Source organism: Ideonella sp. (assembly GCF_035254525.1).
GTDB lineage: Bacteria > Pseudomonadota > Gammaproteobacteria > Burkholderiales > Burkholderiaceae_C > Ideonella.
The window spans coordinates 17,072-36,710 of record NZ_DATFAN010000017.1 but is presented as its reverse complement, the minus strand read 5'-3'; the positions used below and the strand labels follow the sequence as shown (position 1 = coordinate 36,710).

The 19,639-nt window shown below is 71.9% G+C and carries 19 protein-coding genes; 14 read left to right on the top strand and 5 right to left on the bottom strand.

Translation table 11 applies throughout. The annotated features are described in order from the left end of the window. Positions 1 to 326 precede the first annotated feature (326 nt). The 3 genes from VJ693_RS01750 to VJ693_RS01740 all read left to right on the top strand — a co-directional run bounded on the left by VJ693_RS01750 (position 327) and on the right by VJ693_RS01740 (position 3,684). Positions 327 to 1,535, top strand: coding sequence for a CoA transferase (locus VJ693_RS01750; protein ID WP_324151742.1), 1,209 nt, complete (start codon positions 327 to 329; stop codon positions 1,533 to 1,535). A 148-nt stretch (positions 1,536 to 1,683) separates the two neighbouring features. Next, positions 1,684 to 2,781, top strand: a complete 1,098-nt coding sequence (locus VJ693_RS01745; protein ID WP_324151741.1) for a TIGR03118 family protein — start codon at positions 1,684 to 1,686, stop codon at positions 2,779 to 2,781. Between the two features lie 81 nt (positions 2,782 to 2,862). Beyond that, positions 2,863 to 3,684, top strand: a complete 822-nt coding sequence (locus VJ693_RS01740) for a glycoside hydrolase family 16 protein (RefSeq protein ID WP_324151740.1) — start codon at positions 2,863 to 2,865, stop codon at positions 3,682 to 3,684. Positions 3,685 to 3,696: 12 nt separating this feature from the next. Here the strand turns inward: VJ693_RS01740 and VJ693_RS01735 are convergent, their stop codons facing one another. Beyond that, entirely contained in the window at positions 3,697 to 4,218 is a 522-nt protein-coding gene (locus tag VJ693_RS01735; RefSeq protein WP_324151739.1) for a hypothetical protein, read from the bottom strand. A gap of 162 nt (positions 4,219 to 4,380) precedes the next feature. On the opposite strand from VJ693_RS01735, the gene VJ693_RS01730 reads away from it, so the two are divergent. The 4 genes from VJ693_RS01730 to VJ693_RS01715 all read left to right on the top strand — a co-directional run bounded on the left by VJ693_RS01730 (position 4,381) and on the right by VJ693_RS01715 (position 9,371). Beyond that, a complete protein-coding gene (locus tag VJ693_RS01730) occupies positions 4,381 to 6,330 on the top strand; it encodes a peptidase M61 (protein ID WP_324151738.1) in 1,950 nt (649 codons plus the stop codon). A 24-nt stretch (positions 6,331 to 6,354) separates the two neighbouring features. Further along, a complete protein-coding gene (locus VJ693_RS01725; protein WP_324151737.1) occupies positions 6,355 to 7,047 on the top strand; it encodes a response regulator in 693 nt (230 codons plus the stop codon). Beyond that, positions 7,044 to 8,246 carry an ATP-binding protein gene (locus VJ693_RS01720; protein WP_324151736.1) on the top strand — a complete coding sequence of 401 codons (1,203 nt, stop codon included), beginning with the start codon at positions 7,044 to 7,046 and terminating at the stop codon, positions 8,244 to 8,246. Before VJ693_RS01725 ends, VJ693_RS01720 begins: the two co-directional genes overlap by 4 nt. A gap of 225 nt (positions 8,247 to 8,471) precedes the next feature. After that, positions 8,472 to 9,371, top strand: a complete 900-nt coding sequence (locus tag VJ693_RS01715; RefSeq protein WP_324151735.1) for an intradiol ring-cleavage dioxygenase — start codon at positions 8,472 to 8,474, stop codon at positions 9,369 to 9,371. Positions 9,372 to 9,399: 28 nt separating this feature from the next. On the opposite strand, the gene VJ693_RS01710 is transcribed toward VJ693_RS01715, so the two are convergent. Genes VJ693_RS01710 through VJ693_RS01700 form a run of 3 tightly spaced genes read right to left on the bottom strand, consistent with a single transcriptional unit; the run spans position 9,400 to position 11,727 of the window. Beyond that, positions 9,400 to 9,966, bottom strand: a complete 567-nt coding sequence (locus VJ693_RS01710; protein WP_324151734.1) for a GNAT family protein — start codon at positions 9,964 to 9,966, stop codon at positions 9,400 to 9,402. Further along, entirely contained in the window at positions 9,963 to 10,709 is a 747-nt protein-coding gene (locus tag VJ693_RS01705; protein WP_324151733.1) for a helix-turn-helix transcriptional regulator, read from the bottom strand. The genes VJ693_RS01710 and VJ693_RS01705 overlap by 4 nt, the downstream gene beginning before the upstream one ends. Positions 10,710 to 10,716: 7 nt before the next feature. After that, positions 10,717 to 11,727, bottom strand: a complete 1,011-nt coding sequence (locus VJ693_RS01700; protein ID WP_324151732.1) for a hypothetical protein — start codon at positions 11,725 to 11,727, stop codon at positions 10,717 to 10,719. 202 nt (positions 11,728 to 11,929) lie between these two features. On the opposite strand from VJ693_RS01700, the gene VJ693_RS01695 reads away from it, so the two are divergent. The 7 genes from VJ693_RS01695 to VJ693_RS01665 all read left to right on the top strand — a co-directional run bounded on the left by VJ693_RS01695 (position 11,930) and on the right by VJ693_RS01665 (position 18,285). Further along, complete coding sequence (locus tag VJ693_RS01695; RefSeq protein WP_324151731.1) at positions 11,930 to 12,391, top strand: YiaA/YiaB family inner membrane protein; 462 nt, start codon at positions 11,930 to 11,932, stop codon at positions 12,389 to 12,391. Between the two features lie 32 nt (positions 12,392 to 12,423). Next, positions 12,424 to 12,855: a hypothetical protein gene (locus VJ693_RS01690; RefSeq protein WP_324151730.1), complete on the top strand. Its 432-nt coding sequence runs from the start codon at positions 12,424 to 12,426 to the stop codon at positions 12,853 to 12,855. A 73-nt stretch (positions 12,856 to 12,928) separates the two neighbouring features. Beyond that, complete coding sequence (locus tag VJ693_RS01685; protein ID WP_324151729.1) at positions 12,929 to 13,711, top strand: DUF2145 domain-containing protein; 783 nt, start codon at positions 12,929 to 12,931, stop codon at positions 13,709 to 13,711. 143 nt (positions 13,712 to 13,854) lie between these two features. Further along, positions 13,855 to 15,795, top strand: a complete 1,941-nt coding sequence (locus VJ693_RS01680) for an MFS transporter (protein WP_324151728.1) — start codon at positions 13,855 to 13,857, stop codon at positions 15,793 to 15,795. Then, complete coding sequence (locus VJ693_RS01675) at positions 15,792 to 16,043, top strand: hypothetical protein (protein WP_324151727.1); 252 nt, start codon at positions 15,792 to 15,794, stop codon at positions 16,041 to 16,043. The genes VJ693_RS01680 and VJ693_RS01675 overlap by 4 nt, the downstream gene beginning before the upstream one ends. After that, entirely contained in the window at positions 16,040 to 16,798 is a 759-nt protein-coding gene (locus VJ693_RS01670; protein ID WP_324151726.1) for a prolipoprotein diacylglyceryl transferase, read from the top strand. Before VJ693_RS01675 ends, VJ693_RS01670 begins: the two co-directional genes overlap by 4 nt. Next, positions 16,795 to 18,285, top strand: coding sequence for a radical SAM protein (locus VJ693_RS01665; protein ID WP_324151725.1), 1,491 nt, complete (start codon positions 16,795 to 16,797; stop codon positions 18,283 to 18,285). The genes VJ693_RS01670 and VJ693_RS01665 overlap by 4 nt, the downstream gene beginning before the upstream one ends. On the opposite strand, the gene VJ693_RS01660 is transcribed toward VJ693_RS01665, so the two are convergent. Continuing rightward, positions 18,210 to 19,610: a serine hydrolase gene (locus tag VJ693_RS01660; RefSeq protein ID WP_324151724.1), complete on the bottom strand. Its 1,401-nt coding sequence runs from the start codon at positions 19,608 to 19,610 to the stop codon at positions 18,210 to 18,212. The genes VJ693_RS01665 and VJ693_RS01660 overlap by 76 nt on opposite strands. Positions 19,611 to 19,639 lie beyond the last annotated feature (29 nt).

The following is a 19,639-nucleotide window of genomic DNA, read 5'->3' as shown; positions in this document are numbered from 1 at the left end:
CCGGCCGCGGGCGAAGGCAGCCGCAAGGCGGCCAGCGCGCTGCCGCCGGCCTTGCTGGCCGAGATCGACCGCCGCATCGAGGGCCCGGCGCTGGATGCCGCCGGCGAGCAGCGGGCGCTGGCGCGGGGGTGGCGGTGAAATGAGGCCCCCACGCCCCCTTCCGGGGGCTGCCCCCCGTGGGGGCTCGCGCAGCGGACCGGCAGAGCCGGATCCGCGCACGCCACTTGAGGGGCGGCGGCTCCTGCGGAGCGCCTTTGTTGGTGGGGTGCTCCGGCAGAGCCGGATCCGCGAGAACTTCCTGGCTGGGGCGCGGCACACAATTACGCATGCCTGACACCGATGCTGCCCCCGCCCTGCCCAACCGCCCGCCCCTGGCCGGCCTGAAAGTGCTCGAGCTCGGGCAGTTGATCGCCGGGCCCTTCGCCGGCCGCATGCTGGGCGACTTCGGCGCCGATGTGCTGAAGGTCGAGCCGCCCGGCAGTGGCGACCCGCTGCGCCAGTGGCGCATGCTGCACGACGGCACCAGCGTCTGGTGGCAGGCGCAAAGCCGCAACAAGCGCAGCATCGTGCTCGACTTGCGCACCGACGAAGGCCGCGCCGCGGTGCGCGCGCTGGCGCGCGAGGCCGACGTGCTGATCGAGAACTTCAAGCCCGGCACGCTGGAGAAATGGGGCCTGGGCTACGACGCGCTGGAGCGCGACAACCCGGGCCTGGTGATGCTGCGCATCTCGGGCTACGGCCAGACCGGGCCCTACCGCGACCTGCCCGGCTTCGCCGTCGTCGCCGAGGCGATGGGGGGCCTGCGCCACCTGATGGGCGAGCCGGGCCGCATGCCGGTGCGCGCCGGCGTCTCGCTGGGCGACACGCTGGCCGGGCTGCACGGTGTGATCGGCGTGCTGCTGGCGCTGCAGGCACGCGCCGCCTCCATCGGCCCCGGGGCGCCGAAAGGCCGCGGCCAGGTCGTCGACGTGGCGCTGTACGAAGCGGTCTTCAACTGCATGGAAAGCCTGCTGCCCGAGTACAGCGCGTTCGGCGCGGTGCGCCAGCCGGCCGGCTCGGCGCTGCCAGGCATCGCCCCGAGCAACGCCTACCGCTGCGCCGACGGCCAGGTCGTCATCGGCGGCAACGGCGATTCGATCTACAAGCGGCTGATGGCCGCGATCGGCCGCGACGACCTGGGCCAGGACCCGGCGCTGGCGAGCAACGCCCAGCGCGCGGCGCGCGCCGACGAACTGGACGCCGCGATCACCGCCTGGACCGTGCAGCGCCCGGTGGCCGAGGTGGTCGCCACGCTGCAAGCTGCGAGCGTGCCGGTCGGGCGCATCTACACCGTGCAGGACATCGCTGCCGACCCGCACTACGCGGCGCGCGGCATGCTGCAGGCGGCCGCCACGCCCGACGGCCTCGCACTGCTCGTGCCCGGCGTCGTGCCGCGGCTGGACGGCACGCCGGGCGCGCTGGCCCGGCCCGCGCCGCAACTGGGCGAGCACGACGCCGCGCTCGCGGCGGCCGGCGGCGCCTGGCCCCGCGGCTGACCCTGTCGGTCGAGGGGTCGTGCGCCCCTCGCACAACCTGCCGAGCCCCGCACCGCACCCACCGACGGTGACCCGACGCGCGCTGCGCCGGTGCTGCCCCGCACGGCGTCGCCCGTGTGGCCTGGCCATTCAACCCAAGGAGCATCGAATGCAACGCCGTTCGTTTCTTCGCGGCCCCGCGGCCGCGCTGCTCACCGTCGCCGTCGGCGCGGGCATCAGCCTGCCCGCCGGCGCGGCGGAAACCGCCTACACCGTGCACGCCCTCGTCTCCGACGGCAGCGTGCCCGCCGACCACACCGATCCCAACCTGAAGAACCCCTGGGGCATCGCCTTCAATCCGGCCGGCTTCGTCTGGGTCGCCAACAACCACACCGGCACCTCGACGCTGTACGACGGTGCCGGCGTGCCGCAGTCGCTGGTCGTCACCGTGCCACCGGCGGCCGGCGGCACGATCGGCTCGCCGACCGGCATCGTCTACAGCGGCTCGACAGACTTCGTCGTCAGCAACGGCAGCGCCAGCGGCCCGAGCCGCTTCATCTTCTGCACCGAAGACGGCACCATCTCCGGCTGGTCGCCGGGGGTGGACCTGCACAACGCGATCATCGCGGCCACCACGCCGGGCGCCAGCTACCGCGGCATGGCGATCGCGGCCACGCCGAACGGCAACATGCTGTTCGCCGCCGACTTCGTCAACGGCCGCGTCGACGCCTTCGACGCCACGTTCGCGCCGGTGGCCACCGACGGTGGCTTCCTCAACCCGCTGCTGCACGTCGACTACGCGCCGTTCAACATCCAGACCTTCGGCGACAAGCTCTACATCGCCTACGCCAAGCGCGACAAGGCCGGTGAAGACGAGCATGCCGGCCGCGGCCAGGGCTTCATCGACGTGTTCGACTTCGACGGCCACTTCCTGCAGCGCCTGGTCAAGCACCGCGGCCTGAACGCCCCCTGGGGCTTCGCGATGGCGCCGGCGGAATTCGGCAAGTACAGCGGCGCGCTGCTGGTGGGCAATTTCGGCAACGGCACGATCGCCGCCTACAACCCGAACACCGGCCACTTCCGCGGCTACCTGAAGGACGCCGCCGGCGACAAGCTGCACATCGACGGGCTGTGGGGCATGGCCTTCGGCAACGGCCTGTTGGGCCAGGACGCGAACAAGCTGTACTTCGCCGCCGGCGTCGGTGACGAGGAGGGCGGGCTGTACGGCAGCGTCTCGGCCGAGGCAGCCGCGTCACCGCAGCGTTAGGGCGGGTCGAGGGGCGGCCGCCACAATACGAGACTCGAATCCCCGACCTGCGCGCGCCGCCCTTGTCCTCTTTGCCCGAGCATGACTGACCGTTCAACCGTCTGGGCAGTGACCCTGCTGCTCGCCAGCACGCTCGCGGCGCCCGCTGCCGGCGCCCAGCCCCCCGGCCCGCCGGCCGGCTACCGCCTGGTGTGGGCCGACGAGTTCGACACCGACGGCCCGCCCGATGCGGCCCGGTGGAGCCACGACACCGCGCACAACAAGACGGGCTGGCACAACCACGAGCTGCAGTACTACGGCAGCCCGGCCGATCGCAATGCCGTGGTCAGCGGCGGGCGGCTGCGCATCACCGCACGGCGCGAGACGCCGTCGACCGCGCCCGACTGGGGCGGCCAGCGCTACACCTCGGCGCGGCTGCTCACGCGCGGCCTGGCCGAGTGGACCTACGGCTTTTTCGAGGTGCGCGCGAAGATGCCCTGCGGCCTCGGCACCTGGCCGGCGATCTGGATGCTGGGCAGCGGCGGCCGCTGGCCCGACGACGGCGAACTCGACATCCTCGAACACCTGGGCAGCCAGCCGGACCGCGTCTTCAGCACCGTGCACACCGCCGCCGGCTCGGGCGGCCACGGGGTCGGCGGCGCGCAGCGGCTGCCCGATGCCTGCACTGCTTTCCACGACTACCAGATGCACTGGACGCCCGAGGGCGTCGCCTTTGCCGTCGACGGCTTCCAGCACTTCCACTACGCCAGGCTCGATGCCGGCCCGCGCCCCTGGCCCTTCGACAAGCCGCAGTTCTTGCTGCTGAACCTGGCCATCGGCGGCGACCTGGGCGGCCCGGTGGACGACAGCGCCCTGCCCGCCACGCTCGAAATCGACCACGTGCGGGTCTACCAGAAACCCTAGCGCCGCAGCTGGTCAGCGCAAGCAGCGCTCGTTGTAGCCGGCTTCGAACTGCCGCAGCGCCGCCACCTCGGTGGGGTTCAGCGCCGCCTCGCGCTTGCGGCGGCTCTGGATCACGTCGCGCATGCCCTCGCACTGCTGGGCCTGGGCGCGCGTGCGCGCCTGCGCCTCCTCGGCCTGCCGCTTCTGGCTCTCGCGCTGCTCACGCGCCTGCTCGCGCTCCCGGTAGCTGCGGCTCAGCGCGTCGTTGACCTCGTCCGCGCACTTGCGAGCGAACTCCTTGCGCAGCTCGTAGACGGTGTTGTAGTTGCCCTGGCGCGACGCGGTGCGGATGCCGTCGTTCAGCGTCGCGCACGTCGGGCTGAGGTAGCGGTTGACCTCGCCCGCGGCGTCACCGGCCACCCGGGTGGCCATGGCGGCATCGCAGTTCCTCTCGACGAGGCGTCCCGGGACCACCATCGAACCACATCGAACCTGCGCCTGTGCCGCGGTGCTCAGCGCCACCAGCAGCAGCATCGGCATCCACCGAGCTTTCATCGGACATTCCCCTCCCTGGACGCGGCGGCGCGGCTTGTTGGTCTGGTCGCCACCGATGCCGAGTATGCCGTGCCGCCCGCGCGCCGCCCATCCCCCCGGCGGGGGGATGCGGATGGGTCGTGTATGGTGCGGGCCGATCCAGGCTGCCTCGAGAAACCGCCGATGCCATCCAGCACCCGCCGGGCCGTACTGGCCACCGTCTTCGGGCTCGTCGCCTCTGTCGCCGGCATCGCCGCGCCCGCGCCGCCCGACGCCTGGCCCGGTGTGATCGGCCTGGCGGTCGACGCGACCGACCTCGACCGCCGCATCGTGCGCGTGCAGCAGACGCTGCCCCTGGCGGCCCCGGGCGCCCAGCGCCTGGCGCTGCGCTATGCGCGCTACCTGCCCGGCGGCCATGGGCCGTACGGCGACGTGACGCGCCTGGCGGGGCTGACCATCCGCGCCGGCGACACCCGCCTGGCCTGGCAGCGCGACGCGGCCGACCCGTTCAGCTTCCTCGTCGACGTGCCCGCCGAGGCGGCCCAGCTGTCGATCGACTTCCAGTACCTTGCGCCGGTGCGCGGCAGTGGCGAGCGCATCAGCATCACGCGCCAGATGCTCGGCATCGAGTGGGAAACGGTGCTGCTGTACCCGGCCGGGCCGGCGGTCGATGCGATCCGCGTCGCGCCGCGGCTGAAGCTGCCGCCGCAGTGGCGCCAGGCCAGCGCCTTGCGCGCCGAAGGCGGCATGCCCACGCAACCCGGCACCGACGGCTGGGTCGAGTTCGCGCCGGTGTCCGTCGAGACGCTGGTCGATTCGCCGCTGTTCGCCGGCCGCCACGTCAAGACGGTGCCGCTGGACGCCCCGCACGCGGCCAAGCCGGTCACGCTGACGCTGCTGGCCGACGAGCCCGGCGCGCTGGAGGCCGGCACGAAGCAGCTCGACGCCCACCGCGCCCTCGTCGTGCAGGCCGACAAGCTCTTCGGCGGGCCGCGGCACTTCCGCCACTACGACCTGATGCTGGCGCTGTCGGACGAGTTCGGCGGCCTCGGGCTCGAGCACCACGAGTCGAGCGAGAACGGCCTGCGGCCCGACTACTTCAAGGACTGGGACCTGGCGATCCGCGGCCGCGAGCTGCTGGCCCACGAATACGCCCACTCGTGGAACGGCAAGTACCGCCGCCCAGCCGACCTCACCACGCCCGATTACCACCAGCCCATGGGCAACAGCCTGCTGTGGGCCTACGAGGGCCTGACCGAGTACTGGGGCCACGTGCTCGCCGTGCGCGCGGGCCTGACCACGCCCGAGCAGGCGCGCGACCGCCTGGCCAACGTGGTGGCCGAGGTCGACGCGCGCAGCGGCCGGCGCTGGCGGCCGCTGCAGGACACGGTGATCGACCCCGCGATCGGCCCCGGCCCGACGCGCGAGTGGGACGAGTGGCAGCGCAATGCCGACTACTACGACGAGGCCGAGCTGGTCTGGCTCGATGCCGACCTGACGCTGCGCGCGCTCAGCGGCGGCCGCCGTTCGCTCGACGATTTCGCCCGCGCGTTCTTCGGCGGGCCCACCCGCACCCGCGCCGATGGCTCGGTCGCCCCGCGCCCCTACACCGAGGATGAGCTCTACGCCGCGCTGAACGCGCTGCAGCCGAATGACTGGCGGCGCTTCTTCCGCGAGCGGCTGGACCGCGTCGGCGCGCCGACACCGGGCCTCGCGGCCAGCGGCTGGCGCCTGGCCTGGGCCGACGAGGAGAGCCGTTTCCAGGCCAACGAGCGCGGCTGGGAGGGCGAGTCGGGCACTGAGCGGCCGCAGAACCTGGCGTACTCGCTCGGCCTGCGGCTGATCGGCGACGGCACGATCACGCAGGTCTTCTGGTCCAGCCCGGTCTTCGATGCGGGGCTGACCAAGGGCATGGTCGTGGTCGCCGTCAACGACCACGCCTACAAGCCCGAGCGACTCGAAGCCGCGGTGCGCGCCAACCGCGACGGCAGCGCGCCGATCCGCCTGCTGGTCAAGGACGGCGAGCTGTACCGCAGCGTCGCGATCGATTGGCGCGGCGGGCTGCGCTACCCGCGGCTGGAGCGGGTGCCCGGCGCGCCGGACCGGCTCGGCGCGCTACAGTCGCCGCGCTGAGTTGCCACCCTTGCCCTGCCGCCCATGATCCACTGCCTGCTGGTCGACGACGACCCGGCCATCCGGCAGCTGCTGCTGGACTACCTGCGCCCGTTCGAGATCGCCGTCGAGACCGTGCCCGACGGCGCCGGCCTGCGGCAACGGCTGCCGCGCGGCGGCGTCGACGTGCTGCTGCTCGACCTGATGCTGCCCGACGAGAGCGGGCTGTCGCTGTGCCAATGGGTCAAGCAGGCCTATGCCGGCCTGCCGCTGATCATGCTGACCGCGCAGGGCGACCCTTTGTCGCGCGTGCTGGGGCTGGAGCTCGGGGCCGACGACTACCTGCCCAAGCCCTTCGAGCCGCGCGAGCTGGTCGCGCGCATCAAGGCCGTGTTGCGGCGCGGTGCGGCGGCCGCGGCCACCACCACGGTGCGCTTCGCGCAATGGGCCTTCGATCGCTTGCGCCGCCAGCTCGTCGCACCGGACGGCACCGTCGTGCCGCTGTCGGCCGCCGAGTACCGGCTGCTGACCGCCTTCGTCGAGCACCCGCGCCAGGTGCTCAGCCGCGATCGGCTGCTGGAGCTGTCACGCGCGCCCGGCACCATCGTCAACGACCGCAGCATCGACCTCGCGGTGTCGCGCCTGCGCGGCAAGCTCGACGCCGGCCGCCCCGGCGAGCCGCTGATCCGCACCGTGCGCGGCGAGGGTTACCTGTTCGACGCGGAGCTCACGCGGTGAAGCCCGAGGCCGCCCCGCTGGGCTGGTGGCGCCGCCACGACACGCTGGCGCTGCGGCTGTTCCTGCTGATGTGGGTCACACTGGTGCTGAGCCACCTGGCGGCTTTCCTGCTCGCGGTGCCGCTGATGACACCCGGCGGCGCCCCCCCGGGCGACCGCCTGGCGCAGATGCCCACGCTGCCCTCGCTGCCGCCCGGCTCGCTGCTGGGTGCGAACAACGCGGCGCCGGGCGGGCCGCCGCCGGGCACACCACCGGACGGCCCGCCGGGCGCGCCGCCGAATACCCCCCCGAAGGCGCCGCAGGGTCCGGGCGCCCCCATGGTAGTGGCCGCCGGCCCACCGGCGCTGCCGGCCTCGGTGCTGTGGGTGGACTATGCGATCCGCCTCGTCGTGATCGCGCTCGGCGCCGCGCTCGGTGCCCGCTGGCTCGCCGCGCCGATGAAGCGCCTGTCGCGCGCCGCCGGCACGCTGGCGCACGGGCTGCCACAGGGGCAGCGCCCACCCCGGCTCGACGAGGGGCACGGCTCGGCCGAGATGCGCGAGGCCGCCGGCGTGTTCAACCACATGGCCGAGCGCCTGGCCGAGCAGTTCGATGCCCGCAGCCTGCACATGGCCGCGATCTCGCACGACCTGCGCACCCCGCTGACCCGGCTGCGCATGCGGCTGGAGTCGCTCGACGCGCCCGAGGCGGTGGCCGACATCCACGAGATGAACGCGCTGATCGACAGCTCGCTCGCGGTGCTGCGCGAGCAGCGCGACGGCGTGCCGGCCGAGCCGATAGACCTCGCCGCGCTGCTGCAGGCGATGGTCGACGACCTTGCGGACCAGGGGCAGGACGTGACGGCCGATGCGCTGCCACCGGCGCGCGTGCGGGCCCACCCCGCCGCGCTGCGCCGGGTGATCGGCAACCTGCTGGGCAATGCGCTGCGCTACGGCCGGTGCGCCCGCGTCGGCCTGCGCCCGGCCGGGCCGCGGGTCGAGCTGTGGATCGACGACGACGGCCCCGGCATCCCGCCCGAGCAGATCGAACAGGCCTTCCAGCCCTGGCGACAGCTCGGCACGCCGGGCGCCCGCCAGGCCGGTCACGGCCTGGGCCTGGCCATCGCGCGCGACCTGGCCGAGCGCGACGGGGCGACGCTGACGCTGGCCAATCGCCCCGGGGGCGGGCTGCGCGCGCGGCTCGATCTGCGCGCGGCCTGAAGACCTGCGGGGGCCGCAAGCGCCTCGCCGTCCGCTGAACGAGCGACCGGCGTTCATGTCGAGCTCGACATACAACGCCTAAACCGCCGATACACGCCGCCGCCACGATGGCGGCCATGGTTCGAAGCGCGTTTGGCGACCACACGGGCGCCTGCGATCTGCCGCCTGCGACCAGCCCGCCACCGAACCACCGCAGGCCACCCCCGCTTGACCCGGAGACTCCGAATGCACCACGACGACCAACACGACAAGCACCCGCACGGCCTCGCCGCCGACCTGCAAACCCTGGCCCAGCGCGCGCTGGCCCGCCGCGGCATGCTGCGCTGGCTGGCCGCCGGCGCGGTGATGACCGGCCCGCTGGCGCTGGTCGCCTGCGGGGGCGGCGGCAGCGACGACAGCGGCAGCAGCAGTTCCGACAGCTCCGACAGTTCCGGCAGCAGTGGCAGTTCGGGCAGTTCGGGCAGCGACAGCTGCTCCGTGATCCCGAGCGAGACGCAAGGGCCCTACCCCGGCGACGGCACCAACAGCAACTCGAGCGGCGTGGTCAACGTGCTGACGATGAGCGGCATCGTGCGCAGCGACATCCGCTCGAGCTTCGGCGACTACGGCGACAACGAGGCTGCCGGCGTCCCGATGACGGTGACGCTCAAGCTGGTCAACACCGGCTCGAGCTGCGCCAGCCTCGAGGGCTACGCGATCTACCTCTGGCACTGCAACCGCGATGGCGGCTACTCGCTCTACTCCAGCGGCGTCACCGACGAGAACTACCTGCGCGGCGTGCAGGTCACCGATGCCAACGGCGAAGTGACCTTCACCACCATCTTCCCCGCCTGCTACAGCGGCCGCTGGCCGCACATGCACTTCGAGATCTACAGCAGCATCGACACGGCCACCAGCGGCAACAACGACGTGAAGACCTCGCAGCTGGCGATCCCGGCGGCGGCCTGCAACCAGGTCTACGGCGTGGCGACCGGCTACGACGCCAGTGTCACCAACTTCGCCCAGATCTCTCTGTCCAGCGACAACGTGTTCAGCGACGACAGCGCCGCCACGCAGCTCGCCACGGTGACCGGCAGCAACTCGGCCGGCTATGTCGCGACGCTGACGGTCGGCATCGCCGCCTGAGTCTCGCCGCCGCGGCCCAGCGCCTGCGTCAGGCGATGCGGGCGTACAGGCAGGTGTCGCGCAGCGTGCCGTCGGGGGTGGTTCGCTCGTGGCGCATGACGGCCTCGAGCAGGAAGCCGGCGCGCTCGGCGACACGGCGGCTGGGCTGGTTCGCGGCGTCGGGCAGGCAGGTGACGCGGCGTGCCCCCAGGCGCTCGATCGCGAAGGCCGTGATGGCGCGCGCCGCCTCGCCGATCAGGCCCTGGCCCTGGAAACGCCTGCGGCACCAGTAGCCCAGCTCGAACTTGGGCGTCGCCCAGTCGATGTGGTGCAGCCCGCTGCCGCCGACGTAATCGCCGCCGTCCTTCAGCAGCAACAGCATCGGCAGGTGCAGGCGCTGCAGGTAGGCGGCCCGGCCCTCGCGGCAGAACAGCTCCGAGGCGTCGACCGTGGGCTCGGCCATCGCCCACGGCAGCGAGGCCGGCCAGGCGCGCAGCTCGGCCAGCGTCTCGACGACGGCCGCATGCACCATCGCGCCGTCGCCGGCACGCGGGCAGCGGATCAGCAACCGCTCGGTTTCGAGCTGCTCGGGCAGGTCGCGCAGGATCGGGTTCATGCGTGGTTTCCCTCGCGCTTGAGATCACGGAACGCCGCGAACAGCCACGAGCGCATCGCGATCACCAGCGTGTACGGCCGCTTCTGCTCGGGCGGCAGCTTCTGGTCGGCCAGGTGCTGCTGCGCGAAGTCCTGCGCCACGCGCTGCAGCCGTTCGTTGAACAGCGCTGCCAGGCTGCGGCCGATCTGGCCGTGCACCAGCGTCAGCATCTCGCCCTCGCCGTCGAAGCCGCCGGCGTAGTAGTCGGTCACCACCTCCTCGCGGAAGTACTGCATCACCGGCCCGTGCGGCCGCCAGCGAAAGCCCTTGGCCACGCGCAGCCGGTAGCGGTTCATCGGCCGCAGCTCGATGATGCCCAGCCGGTCGAGCTGCGCGAGGTGCCTGACGACCTCGGCCTCGGTCACGCGGTAGGTCCCCACGACCTGCTCGCAGGTCCATTGGCTCAGGCAGCAGATCGCCAGCAGCAGCAGCTTGCGGTCGGCCACGACCGCGCGCTCCTGCTCCAGCGTCAGCTCGGTGCGCAGCGGCTGCGCGTCGGCCACCTTGCGCGCGAGGTCGGCAAAATCGAGCTTGAGCACGCGGCAGATCTCGTCGACCCGCGCCAGCGGCATGTCGCCCTTGGCCAGCATGCGCTTGACACTCGACTCGGCCATGCCGATGCGCGGCGCGAGCTGCGCATAGGTGATGCCGGCGAGCTTCAACTCGCTCTTGATCTGCTCGACCAGGGCCTGGGTGGTGGACATCGCCGCGCTAATCCGTGCCGGCGATCACCAGGCTCTTCACGCGCGGGCCAGCGTCGACCCGAACGACGGTTTCCGCCGGGCCGAAGATGACGGCGAATTCCTGTTCGTCGACCGTGTTGTAGAGCCATTGCTCGGCAGTGAGCGAGGCAGTCAGGTCGCTGCGCGGGTAGCCGAGCGACATGATGACCTGCTCACGCGTCATGCCCAACTTGACCTTGCCGGCACGGATCGCGTCCCGTACGTCCGGCGCATAAGTGGCCAGCCGCTGGCGCGGGTCGTCCTTGACGATCAGTTTGCCGACGAACTGTTCGCGCGACTCTTGCTTGCGCCCGTAGTCCAGCCCGATGCGCATGGGCCAGCCATCGATCAGCACCTGGGCACGCTGGCGGCCGTAGTCCTTCAGCACGATCCGGGCACCGGCCGGAACGAAGGGCAGGTCCGTCCAGTTCGCATCGCTGATCCAGTCGCCCTCGTAGTGGAGGTTGCAGCAGGTGTAGAGCGCACCCGCCATTGCCTTGGCGACTTCCGGATCCTGGACCTGGCTCACGAGGCTCGCGTCGACCGGTTTCCCGGTCTCCACGTCTTCCAGCCAGAGCTCGTGCCGGTAGGCATCCAGCGCGCCGTTGACGCGGTAGCGCCGGCCGGCCTGCAGCTCCACCTCCACCTCCTGTTCCACGGGAGGCGACTCGCTGCGGAACAGGGTCTGAACCGGTGCGGCAAAGGCGTGCCGCGCCGTTATCGACAGGCGCACCTTGCCCGCCGGCACCGCGCGCTCCACCTGCTGGATCAAGAGATCGGGTCCACGGTTGCGGCTGGCGCGCACGCTGGCCTGCAGCGCGTTGTCCTCGACCTTCTGGCCATTGACTGCCTGCAGAAGGAAGAAGTTTCCGCCGTCGCGACCACCCCCGAGGGCCGTGTCGGCCACAGAGGCGGTTTCGGCGGCCTGCGCAGCACCGGCCCAGACCAGGCCCAGCCCGGCTATCCAGCCAATGGCCCGGATCATCTGACGACGTTGCATGGGTCCCTCCCTGTTGAAGCGTTCGCGAAGTGGCGCCGATGCGCGGCGCGGTTGGCGTTCTGACTGTAGCAAGGCCAGGCAGCAGGTACCGTCTGGCGATACCTTTCCGGTCGCCGCGCGCTACACCGTCGCTTGAAACGCAACTCCTGCAAGCGGTACGCGCAGCATCCGCCCCGTGTTCAACAGCCCTGAGAGGCTCCCCATGAGTACCCCGTCACCCCGCCTGATGGTTCGCCGCGACACCAAGGCCTGGCGCGCCCAGGTGTGGGTCTCGTTCGGCGTCGCGGTCGCCGTCTGCGCCACCGGCCTGGCTTGGCTGCCGGGCGAGGAGCTGGATCGGGCGTTCATGGTGATGGGCTACGTGTTCTGCCTCAGCTCGGCCTTCGCGCTGGCCAAGTACGTGCGCGACCAGCAGCTGCGCGGCCCGCGTGGCGACACGCCGATGTGGAACCTGGTCGTCTGGGGCGGCTTCGCGATGGCGATGGCCCTGACCGGCTGGGGCCTGTGGCGCATGCAGATCAACCCGACCTACAAGGCCTACCTGCTGGTGAGCTGGCTGTTCCTGATCTCGAGCGCCTTCACGCTGGCCAAGACGCTGCGCGACGCCTTCGAGGCCGACCGCGCCGACACGGCGCTGCGCAGCGACACCGAGCGCACGGCCTGAGCCCCGATCCACGATAGTTCAAGGAGCTTCTGATGAAGACCCGTTTGTTGGTTCTCGCCGCCACGCTGGCGCTGGGACTGGCCACCACCCTGCCGGCCCGCGCGCACCAGGATCCGTCGGTGGGCCTGAGCGCGGCCTCGGGGTTGTCGCTGTCGGTGCCGGTGGCGATCTCGGTGGCCGCGCCGGCCGCGGTGCTGGTCAGCGGCGCAGCGTTCACCGTCGTCGCGGTCGAGGCGCTGGCCGAGGGCACGGCGTGGGTGCTCGAGCGCGCGTCGGACGGCCTGCGCATCTCGGTGCGCTTCGGCAGCGAGGTGGCCGGCACCTCGGTGGTCGCCGTGGGCACGGCGATCGTCGCGACAACGGTGGCCGCGGGCTGCGTGCTGTCGGCCGCCGGCGAGGCGATCGCCTTCATCCCGAACGAGCTCGGCCGCGCCCTGCTCCACGACGAACGGATCACGCGATGAGCGCCGCCCGGCCGCTCCGAAGGCGCTCACACCCCCTCGGGGGGACAGGCGCGCAGCGACGCAGGGGGCTTCAATGAGCCGCGCGATCCTCACGGCCGTCGCGCTCGCTGCTGCGCTCGCCGCCACCCCGGCCCATGCCGGCCAGACCTGCGAGGAAGGCCGGCTCACCGCCCGCGAACTGGCCGCCGGCATGGAGCTCGCCGCCCACACCGCCGCCCGGCTGGACGCGAGCGGCGCACAGGTCGCGCTGCTCGCGCGCGCCGGGCAGGACCTGTCGAAGTACAACCTGCGCTGGTCGCACCTGGGCCTGGCCTACAAGCAGAGCGACGGCGCCTGGCGCGTGGCGCACAAGCTCAACGCCTGCGGCACCGACCGCGCCGAGGTGTTCCGCCAGGGCCTGGGCCAGTTTTTCAACGACCGGCCGTTCCGCTACGAAGCCGCCTTCGTCGTGCCGGATGCGGCGCTGCAAGCCCGGCTGCTGCCGCTGCTGCGCGACAACGCGGCCGTCGCGCGCTTGCACACCCCGCGCTACAGCATGGTGGCCTACGCCGGCGGCACGCGCTACCAGCAGTCGAACCAGTGGGCGCTGGAGACGCTGGCGATGGCCGCCGAGCCGGCGAACACGAGCCGCGCACGGGCCCAGGCCTGGCTGCGCGAGCAAGGCTATCGGCCCGGCGTGCTGCACATCGACACCTTCACCCGGCTCGGTGCGCGGCTGACGCGCGCCAACGTCGAGTTCGACGACCACCCACCCGGCGACCGCTTCGCCGGGCGCATCGCCACCGTGACCGTCGACTCGGTCTTCGACTGGTTGCAGCGCACCGGTCGCGCCGGCCCGCCGCAGGCCGTGCGCTGAAATGTCAGCCCCTACGCCGCTTCGCGTCGGTCCCCCGGGGGGATCAGGCCGCTTGGGGCGGCCCGTCGCAGCCTGACTAACCCGACTCGCCGCGGCGCAGCCGCTGCGGCATCATCCACCCGGACACCACAGAGGGAGCCACCATGTCATCCGCCCACGGCAGCCAGTTCTCGCTGCTCGGCCAGCGCCGCTTCGCGCCGTTCTTCTGGACGCAGTTCCTCGGCGCCGCGAACGACAACATCTTCAAGTTCGCCTTCACGATGCTGGTCACCTACCAGCTCAGCGTGCACTGGCTGCCACCGAAGCTCGCCGGCCTGGTGATCGGCGCAGTGTTCATCGCGCCCTTCCTGCTGTTCTCGGCCACCTCGGGGCAGTTGGCCGACAAGTTCGACAAGGCGCGGCTGACCCGGCTGGTGAAGGACCTCGAGATCACGATCATGGTGCTGGGCACGATCGGCCTGTTCAGCGGCCAGATCGCGCTGCTGCTGGGCTGCATCTTCCTGCTCGGCCTGCACAGCACGCTGTTCGGCCCGGTCAAGTACGCCTACCTGCCGCAGCACCTGGACGAGCACGAGCTGACCGGCGGCAACGGCATGATCGAGATGGGCACCTTCGTCGCGATCCTGCTCGGCAACCTCGCCGGCGGGGTGCTGATCGCGCTGCCGGCCGACGCCTGGCTGCCGGGCGCGAAGGCGGTCGCGCTGACCTGCCTGGGCCTCGCGCTGCTGGGCCGGCTGGCGGCGCAGGCGATTCCGCCCACGCCGTCGACCGCGCCGGGGCTGAAGGTCAACTGGAACCCGGTCAGCGAGACCTGGCGCAACCTGATGCTGGCCAGGCAGAGCGTGGCCGTCTTCCGCTCGCTGTTGGGCATCTCGTGGATGTGGTTCTTCGGCGCGGTGTTCCTGTCTCAGTTCCCGTCGTTCGCGAAGGACGTGCTGCACGGCAACGAGCAGGTCGCCTCGCTGCTGCTGGTGGTGTTCTCGCTCGGCATCGCGACCGGCTCGCTGCTGTGCGAAACCTTGAGCCGCCGGCATGTCGAGATCGGCCTGGTGCCGTTGGGCGCGATCGGCATGACCGTCTTCGCCGCCGACCTGTACTTCGCCTCGCGCGGCCTGGGGGGTGACGGCGTGCACGGCGTGGGCGCCTTCCTGGCCGAGCCCGCGCACTGGCGCGTGCTGGCCGACCTGTTCGCGCTGTCGCTGGCCGCGGGCCTGTACAGCGTGCCAATGTATGCGCTGATCCAGCTTCGCTCGCCGCCCAGCCACCGGGCGCGCATCATCGCGGCGAACAACATCCTCAACGCGCTGTTCATGATCGCCAGCGCGGTGATCGTCGGCGCGCTGCTGTCGGCGGGCGTCACCATTCCCCAGGTGTTCGGGCTGATCGCGCTGGCCAACCTGGTCGTCGGCGCCTACATCTTCCTGCTGGTGCCTGAGTACCTGCTGCGCTTCCTGGCGTGGATGCTGTCGCGCTTCGTCTACCGGCTGCGCCTGGTCGACGACGAGCACATCCCGGCCACCGGGGCGGCGGTCATCGTCTGCAACCACGTCAGCTTCGTCGACGCGGTGCTGCTGATGGCGGCCAGCCCGCGGCCGATCCGCTTCGTGATGGACCACCGCATTTTCAAGGTGCCGGTGCTGGGCTGGCTGTTCAGGCTCGGCAAGGCGATCCCGATCGCGCCGCGTGGTGAAGACCCGGCCGCGTACGAAGCCGCATTCGACGCCGCCGACGCGGTGCTGGCCGACGGCGAGCTGATCGGCATCTTCCCCGAGGGCGGCATCACGAGCGACGGGCAACTGCAGCCCTTCAAGGGCGGCGTGATGAAGATCCTCGAGCGCCGGCCGGTGCCGGTCATCCCGGTCGCGCTGGTCAACCTGTGGGGCTCGTTCTTCTCGCGCGCCGAAGGGGGCCGGGCGATGGTCAAGCCCTTTCGCCGCGGGCTGTTCAGCCGCGTCAGCGTGGTCGCCGCGCCGGCCGTCGCGCCCGAGCGCGTGACGCCCGAGGGCCTGCGCGAAGCGGTACACGGCCTGCTCGTGGCCCACGGCGAGCGGGTGCTGCTGCAAGGCAAGGAGGTGGCCGCATGAACGCCGAAGGACCAACGTCCGGCGCATCGGGGTTTGCGCGGTTCCTGATCGTGCTGCTGTTGCTGCTGGCGGTCGGCGGCTTCGGCCTGGCCACGCTGTGCGGCGCGGTCTTCACGTTCATGAGCATCGGCGGCGGCGAGTACGTCGGCGGCGCCTGGGTCATCGCCGTGCCCTCGCTGCTGATCGGCGGCTGGCTGTGCTGGCTGTGCGGCCGCCAGCTGCTGCGCGTGCTGCGGCGCAAGGCGTGATCGTGCTCGACGCGGCCGGCGCCGCCACGGTGCACGGCGCGTTCGAGTACGGCGGCATCGCGGTGGGCGCCTGGCTGTACCGCCGGGCCTTGTGTGGCCAGGGCCGCGGCGGCCCGCTGGACCGCGGCAACTTCGCGGTGCTGGTCGGCCTGCTGCTCGGCGCGGCGATCGGCAACAAGGCGGTGTTCCTCGTCGAGCGGCCGGATGTCTGGGCGCGCCTGCTCGGCGGCGAGTGGCTGCTGCCGGGGCAGAGCATCGTCGGCGGGCTGCTCGGCGGCCTGGTCGGCGTCGAACTGGCGAAACGGGCCACCGGGCAGACGCGCAGCACGGGCGATGCGCTGGTGCTGCCGCTGGTCACGGGCATCACGATCGGGCGCATCGGCTGCTTTCTTGCCGGCCTGCACGACGATACCTACGGCCTGCCGACGAGCCTGCCCTGGGGCGTGGACCTCGGCGACGGCGTCGCGCGCCATCCATCACCGCTGTACGAGATCGCCTTCCTGCTCGGGCTCGCGGCGTGGCTGTGGCGCTCGCGCGCCCGGCTGGCGGTCGTGCCCGGGCTGCAGTTCAAGCTCTTCCTCGCCGCCTACCTCGCGTGGCGGCTCGTGAGCGATGGCCTGAAGCCGGTGCGCATGCCCTACCCGCTCGGCCTGTCCGGCATCCAATGGGTGTGCCTGGTCGCGTTGGCGTTGTATGCGCCGCTGGTGTGGCGTGCGGCGCGTTGTCTCCCCTCTCGAAGGCCCGCATCGGCATGAGCGACCGCAAGACCCGCCCCTACCTCTTCTACGACACGACGCAAAGCGTGTGCACCACCTGCCTGCGCCAGGTCGAGGCCAAGATCGTCTTCAAGGACGACAAGGTGTGGATGGACAAGTGGTGCCCCGTGCACGGCACCGAGCGCGTGCTGATGAGTGACGACGTCGCCTACTACCGGCTCGGCCGCGAGGTCTTCGTCAAGCACCCCGAGATGCCGCAACGCTTCGGCACCGAGATGCGCCACGGCTGCCCCTACGACTGCGGCCTGTGCCCCGACCACATGCAGCACAGCTGCCTGTCCATCGTCGAGATCACCGACCACTGCAACCTGCGCTGCCCGACCTGCTACGCCGCCTCGGGCCCGGAGCGGCTGACGCACCGCTCGTTCGACGAGGTGCTGGCGATGCTCGACGCCGTCGTCGCGAGCGAGGGCCAGGCCGACGTGGTGCAGATCAGCGGCGGCGAGCCCACGCTGCACCCGCAGCTGTTCGAGATCCTCGATGCGGCCAAGGCGCGGCCGATCCGCCACCTGATGCTCAACACCAACGGCATCCGCATCGCCCAGGAGCCGGGCTTCGCCGAGCGCCTCGCAACGTACGCGCCGGCCTTCGAGATCTACCTGCAGTTCGATTCGCTGCAGCGCGCGCCGCTGATGGACCTGCGCGGCGCCGACCTGCGCCGCGTGCGGCAGGAGGCGCTCGACAAGCTCAACGCGCTGAACCTCTCGACCACGCTGGTGATGACGGTCAAGCGCGGCGTCAACGACGAAGAGATCGGCGAGGTCATCCGCTTCGCCGCGGCGCAGCCCTGCGTGCGCGGCGTGACGCTGCAGCCGGTGCAGGACGCCGGTCGCAACGAGGCCTACGACGCAGGCCGGCACCGCCTGACGGTGAGCGAGATCAGGCGCCGCATCGTCGAACAATCGGGCCTGTTCAGCGCGGAAGACGTGGTGCCGGTACCCTGCAACCCCGACACCCTGGCGATGGCCTATGCGCTGCGCGGCGCGGACGGCGCGCTACAGCCGCTGACGCGCTACCTCGACCCACGCACGCTCGTCGAAGCGGCCGGCAACACCATCGTCTTCGAGCGCGACGCGAGCCTGAAGGATCAGGTGTTCAAGCTCTTCTCGACCAACCACTCGCCCGAATCCCAGGCGTCGTGCCTGTCCGAGCTGATGTGCTGCCTGCCGAAGATCGCCGCGCCGGCCGAGCTGGACTACCGGCGCGTGTTCCGCGTGCTGATCGTGCAGTTCATGGACGCGCGGGGGCTGGACATCCGCGCGCTGAAGAAGAGCTGCATCCACTTCGCCCAACCGGACGGCCGCATGATCCCGTTCGAGAGCCACAACCTCTTCTACCGCGACGAGCGCGCGCTGACGCTGGCCGCGCTGCGCACCGAGCTCGACCGCTTTCACGAAGGCCGCAAGGCGGCTGCCACCTCGCCGACGAGCCGGCCCACCGTGTCCACGTCGCCGCCCGGCCGGTAGCTGATGCCCAGCCGCACGACGACCAGGTCCAGGCTGGGCACGATGACGATGAACTGGCCGAGGTAGCCGCGCGCGAAGTAGGCCTCGGCTGGCGCGCCGGGCAGGCCCCAGCGGCCGGGCAGCGGATGTCGGTCGTGCCGGTGGTTGAGCCAGAAGCCGCGGCCGTAGCCGGCGTCCAGCGTCGGCCGGCGCGCGTCGCGCACCCAACCCTCGGGCAACAGACGCCGACCGTTCACCACCCCGTCGTTCAGGTACAGCAGGCCGATGCGCGCCCAGTCGCGCGCGCTCGCATGGAACAGGTTGGCCCCCATCGGGGTGTCGGTCGCGTCCAGCGTCAGCACCGTGTGCCGCATGCCCAGCGGGCCCAGCAGCTCGCGCTCGGCGAAGGTGTTGAAGCCGTCGGCGGTACCGCCGTTCAGGTCGCGGATCACGCGCGAGAGCACCGTCCAGCCTGCGTTGCTGTAGGCGAAGCAGGCGCCGGGAGGCGTCTGGGCCGGCACGCCCATCGCGTAGGCCGCGGGGTCGGGCTCGATGTGCCACATGCGGGTCGCGTCGTCCCAACCGCGCGCGGCTTCGTCCCAGGGCAGGCCGCTGGCGTTGGCGAGCAGCAGGTTGGGCGTGATCTCGGCGCGCGGGTCACCCGGCGCCGACCACGCGGGCAGGCCCAGCGGCGCGTCGGGATCGAGCCGGCCCTGGCGCGCCAGGATGCCGACCATCGCATGCACGACCGACTTGCTGATCGAGTGGCCGGACAGCGGCGTGTCGGGTGCCACGTCGGCCGCGTAGCGCTCGGCCAGGATGCGGCCGTGCTGCACCAGCAGCACCGCCTGCGTGCGGCGCGGCGTGGCGCCTTCGTCCTCGGCAAAGGCGGCATCCACCGCGGCGGCCAGGCGCGGGTCGGCGGCGGCTATCGGGGCCGGCTGCGCCAGGCCGGGGAAGGGGTCGGGCCCATCGGCCGCCGGGCGGGCACCCGGCGGGTGGGCCGTCGGCAGGTCGCCTTCGCCGTGCATCACCGTGCAGCCACCGCCTTCGCGCCACGCCGCGCGTCCCAGCGCCCGGCCGGCGAAGGTCGTGCGCACCTCGTGCCGCGCGGCATCCACCTCGCTGTGCAGGCCCCAGGCGATCAGGCCCATGCCGCCGGCCGGGCGTAACTCGTCTTCGTAGGCCCGTTGCGGGTCCAGGTGCTGCACGAAGGCCGCGTTGCACATCACCTCGCTCACGCTGGCCGTCGCGATCCGCACAGCGCGCACCGGCGGCAGGTCGGCGCAACCGGCCAGCAGGCTGGTCAGGACAAGCAGGCCCGGCAGGCCTCGCACGAGGGTCATGGGTGCACTCCTGCACCGGGGGCGACGGC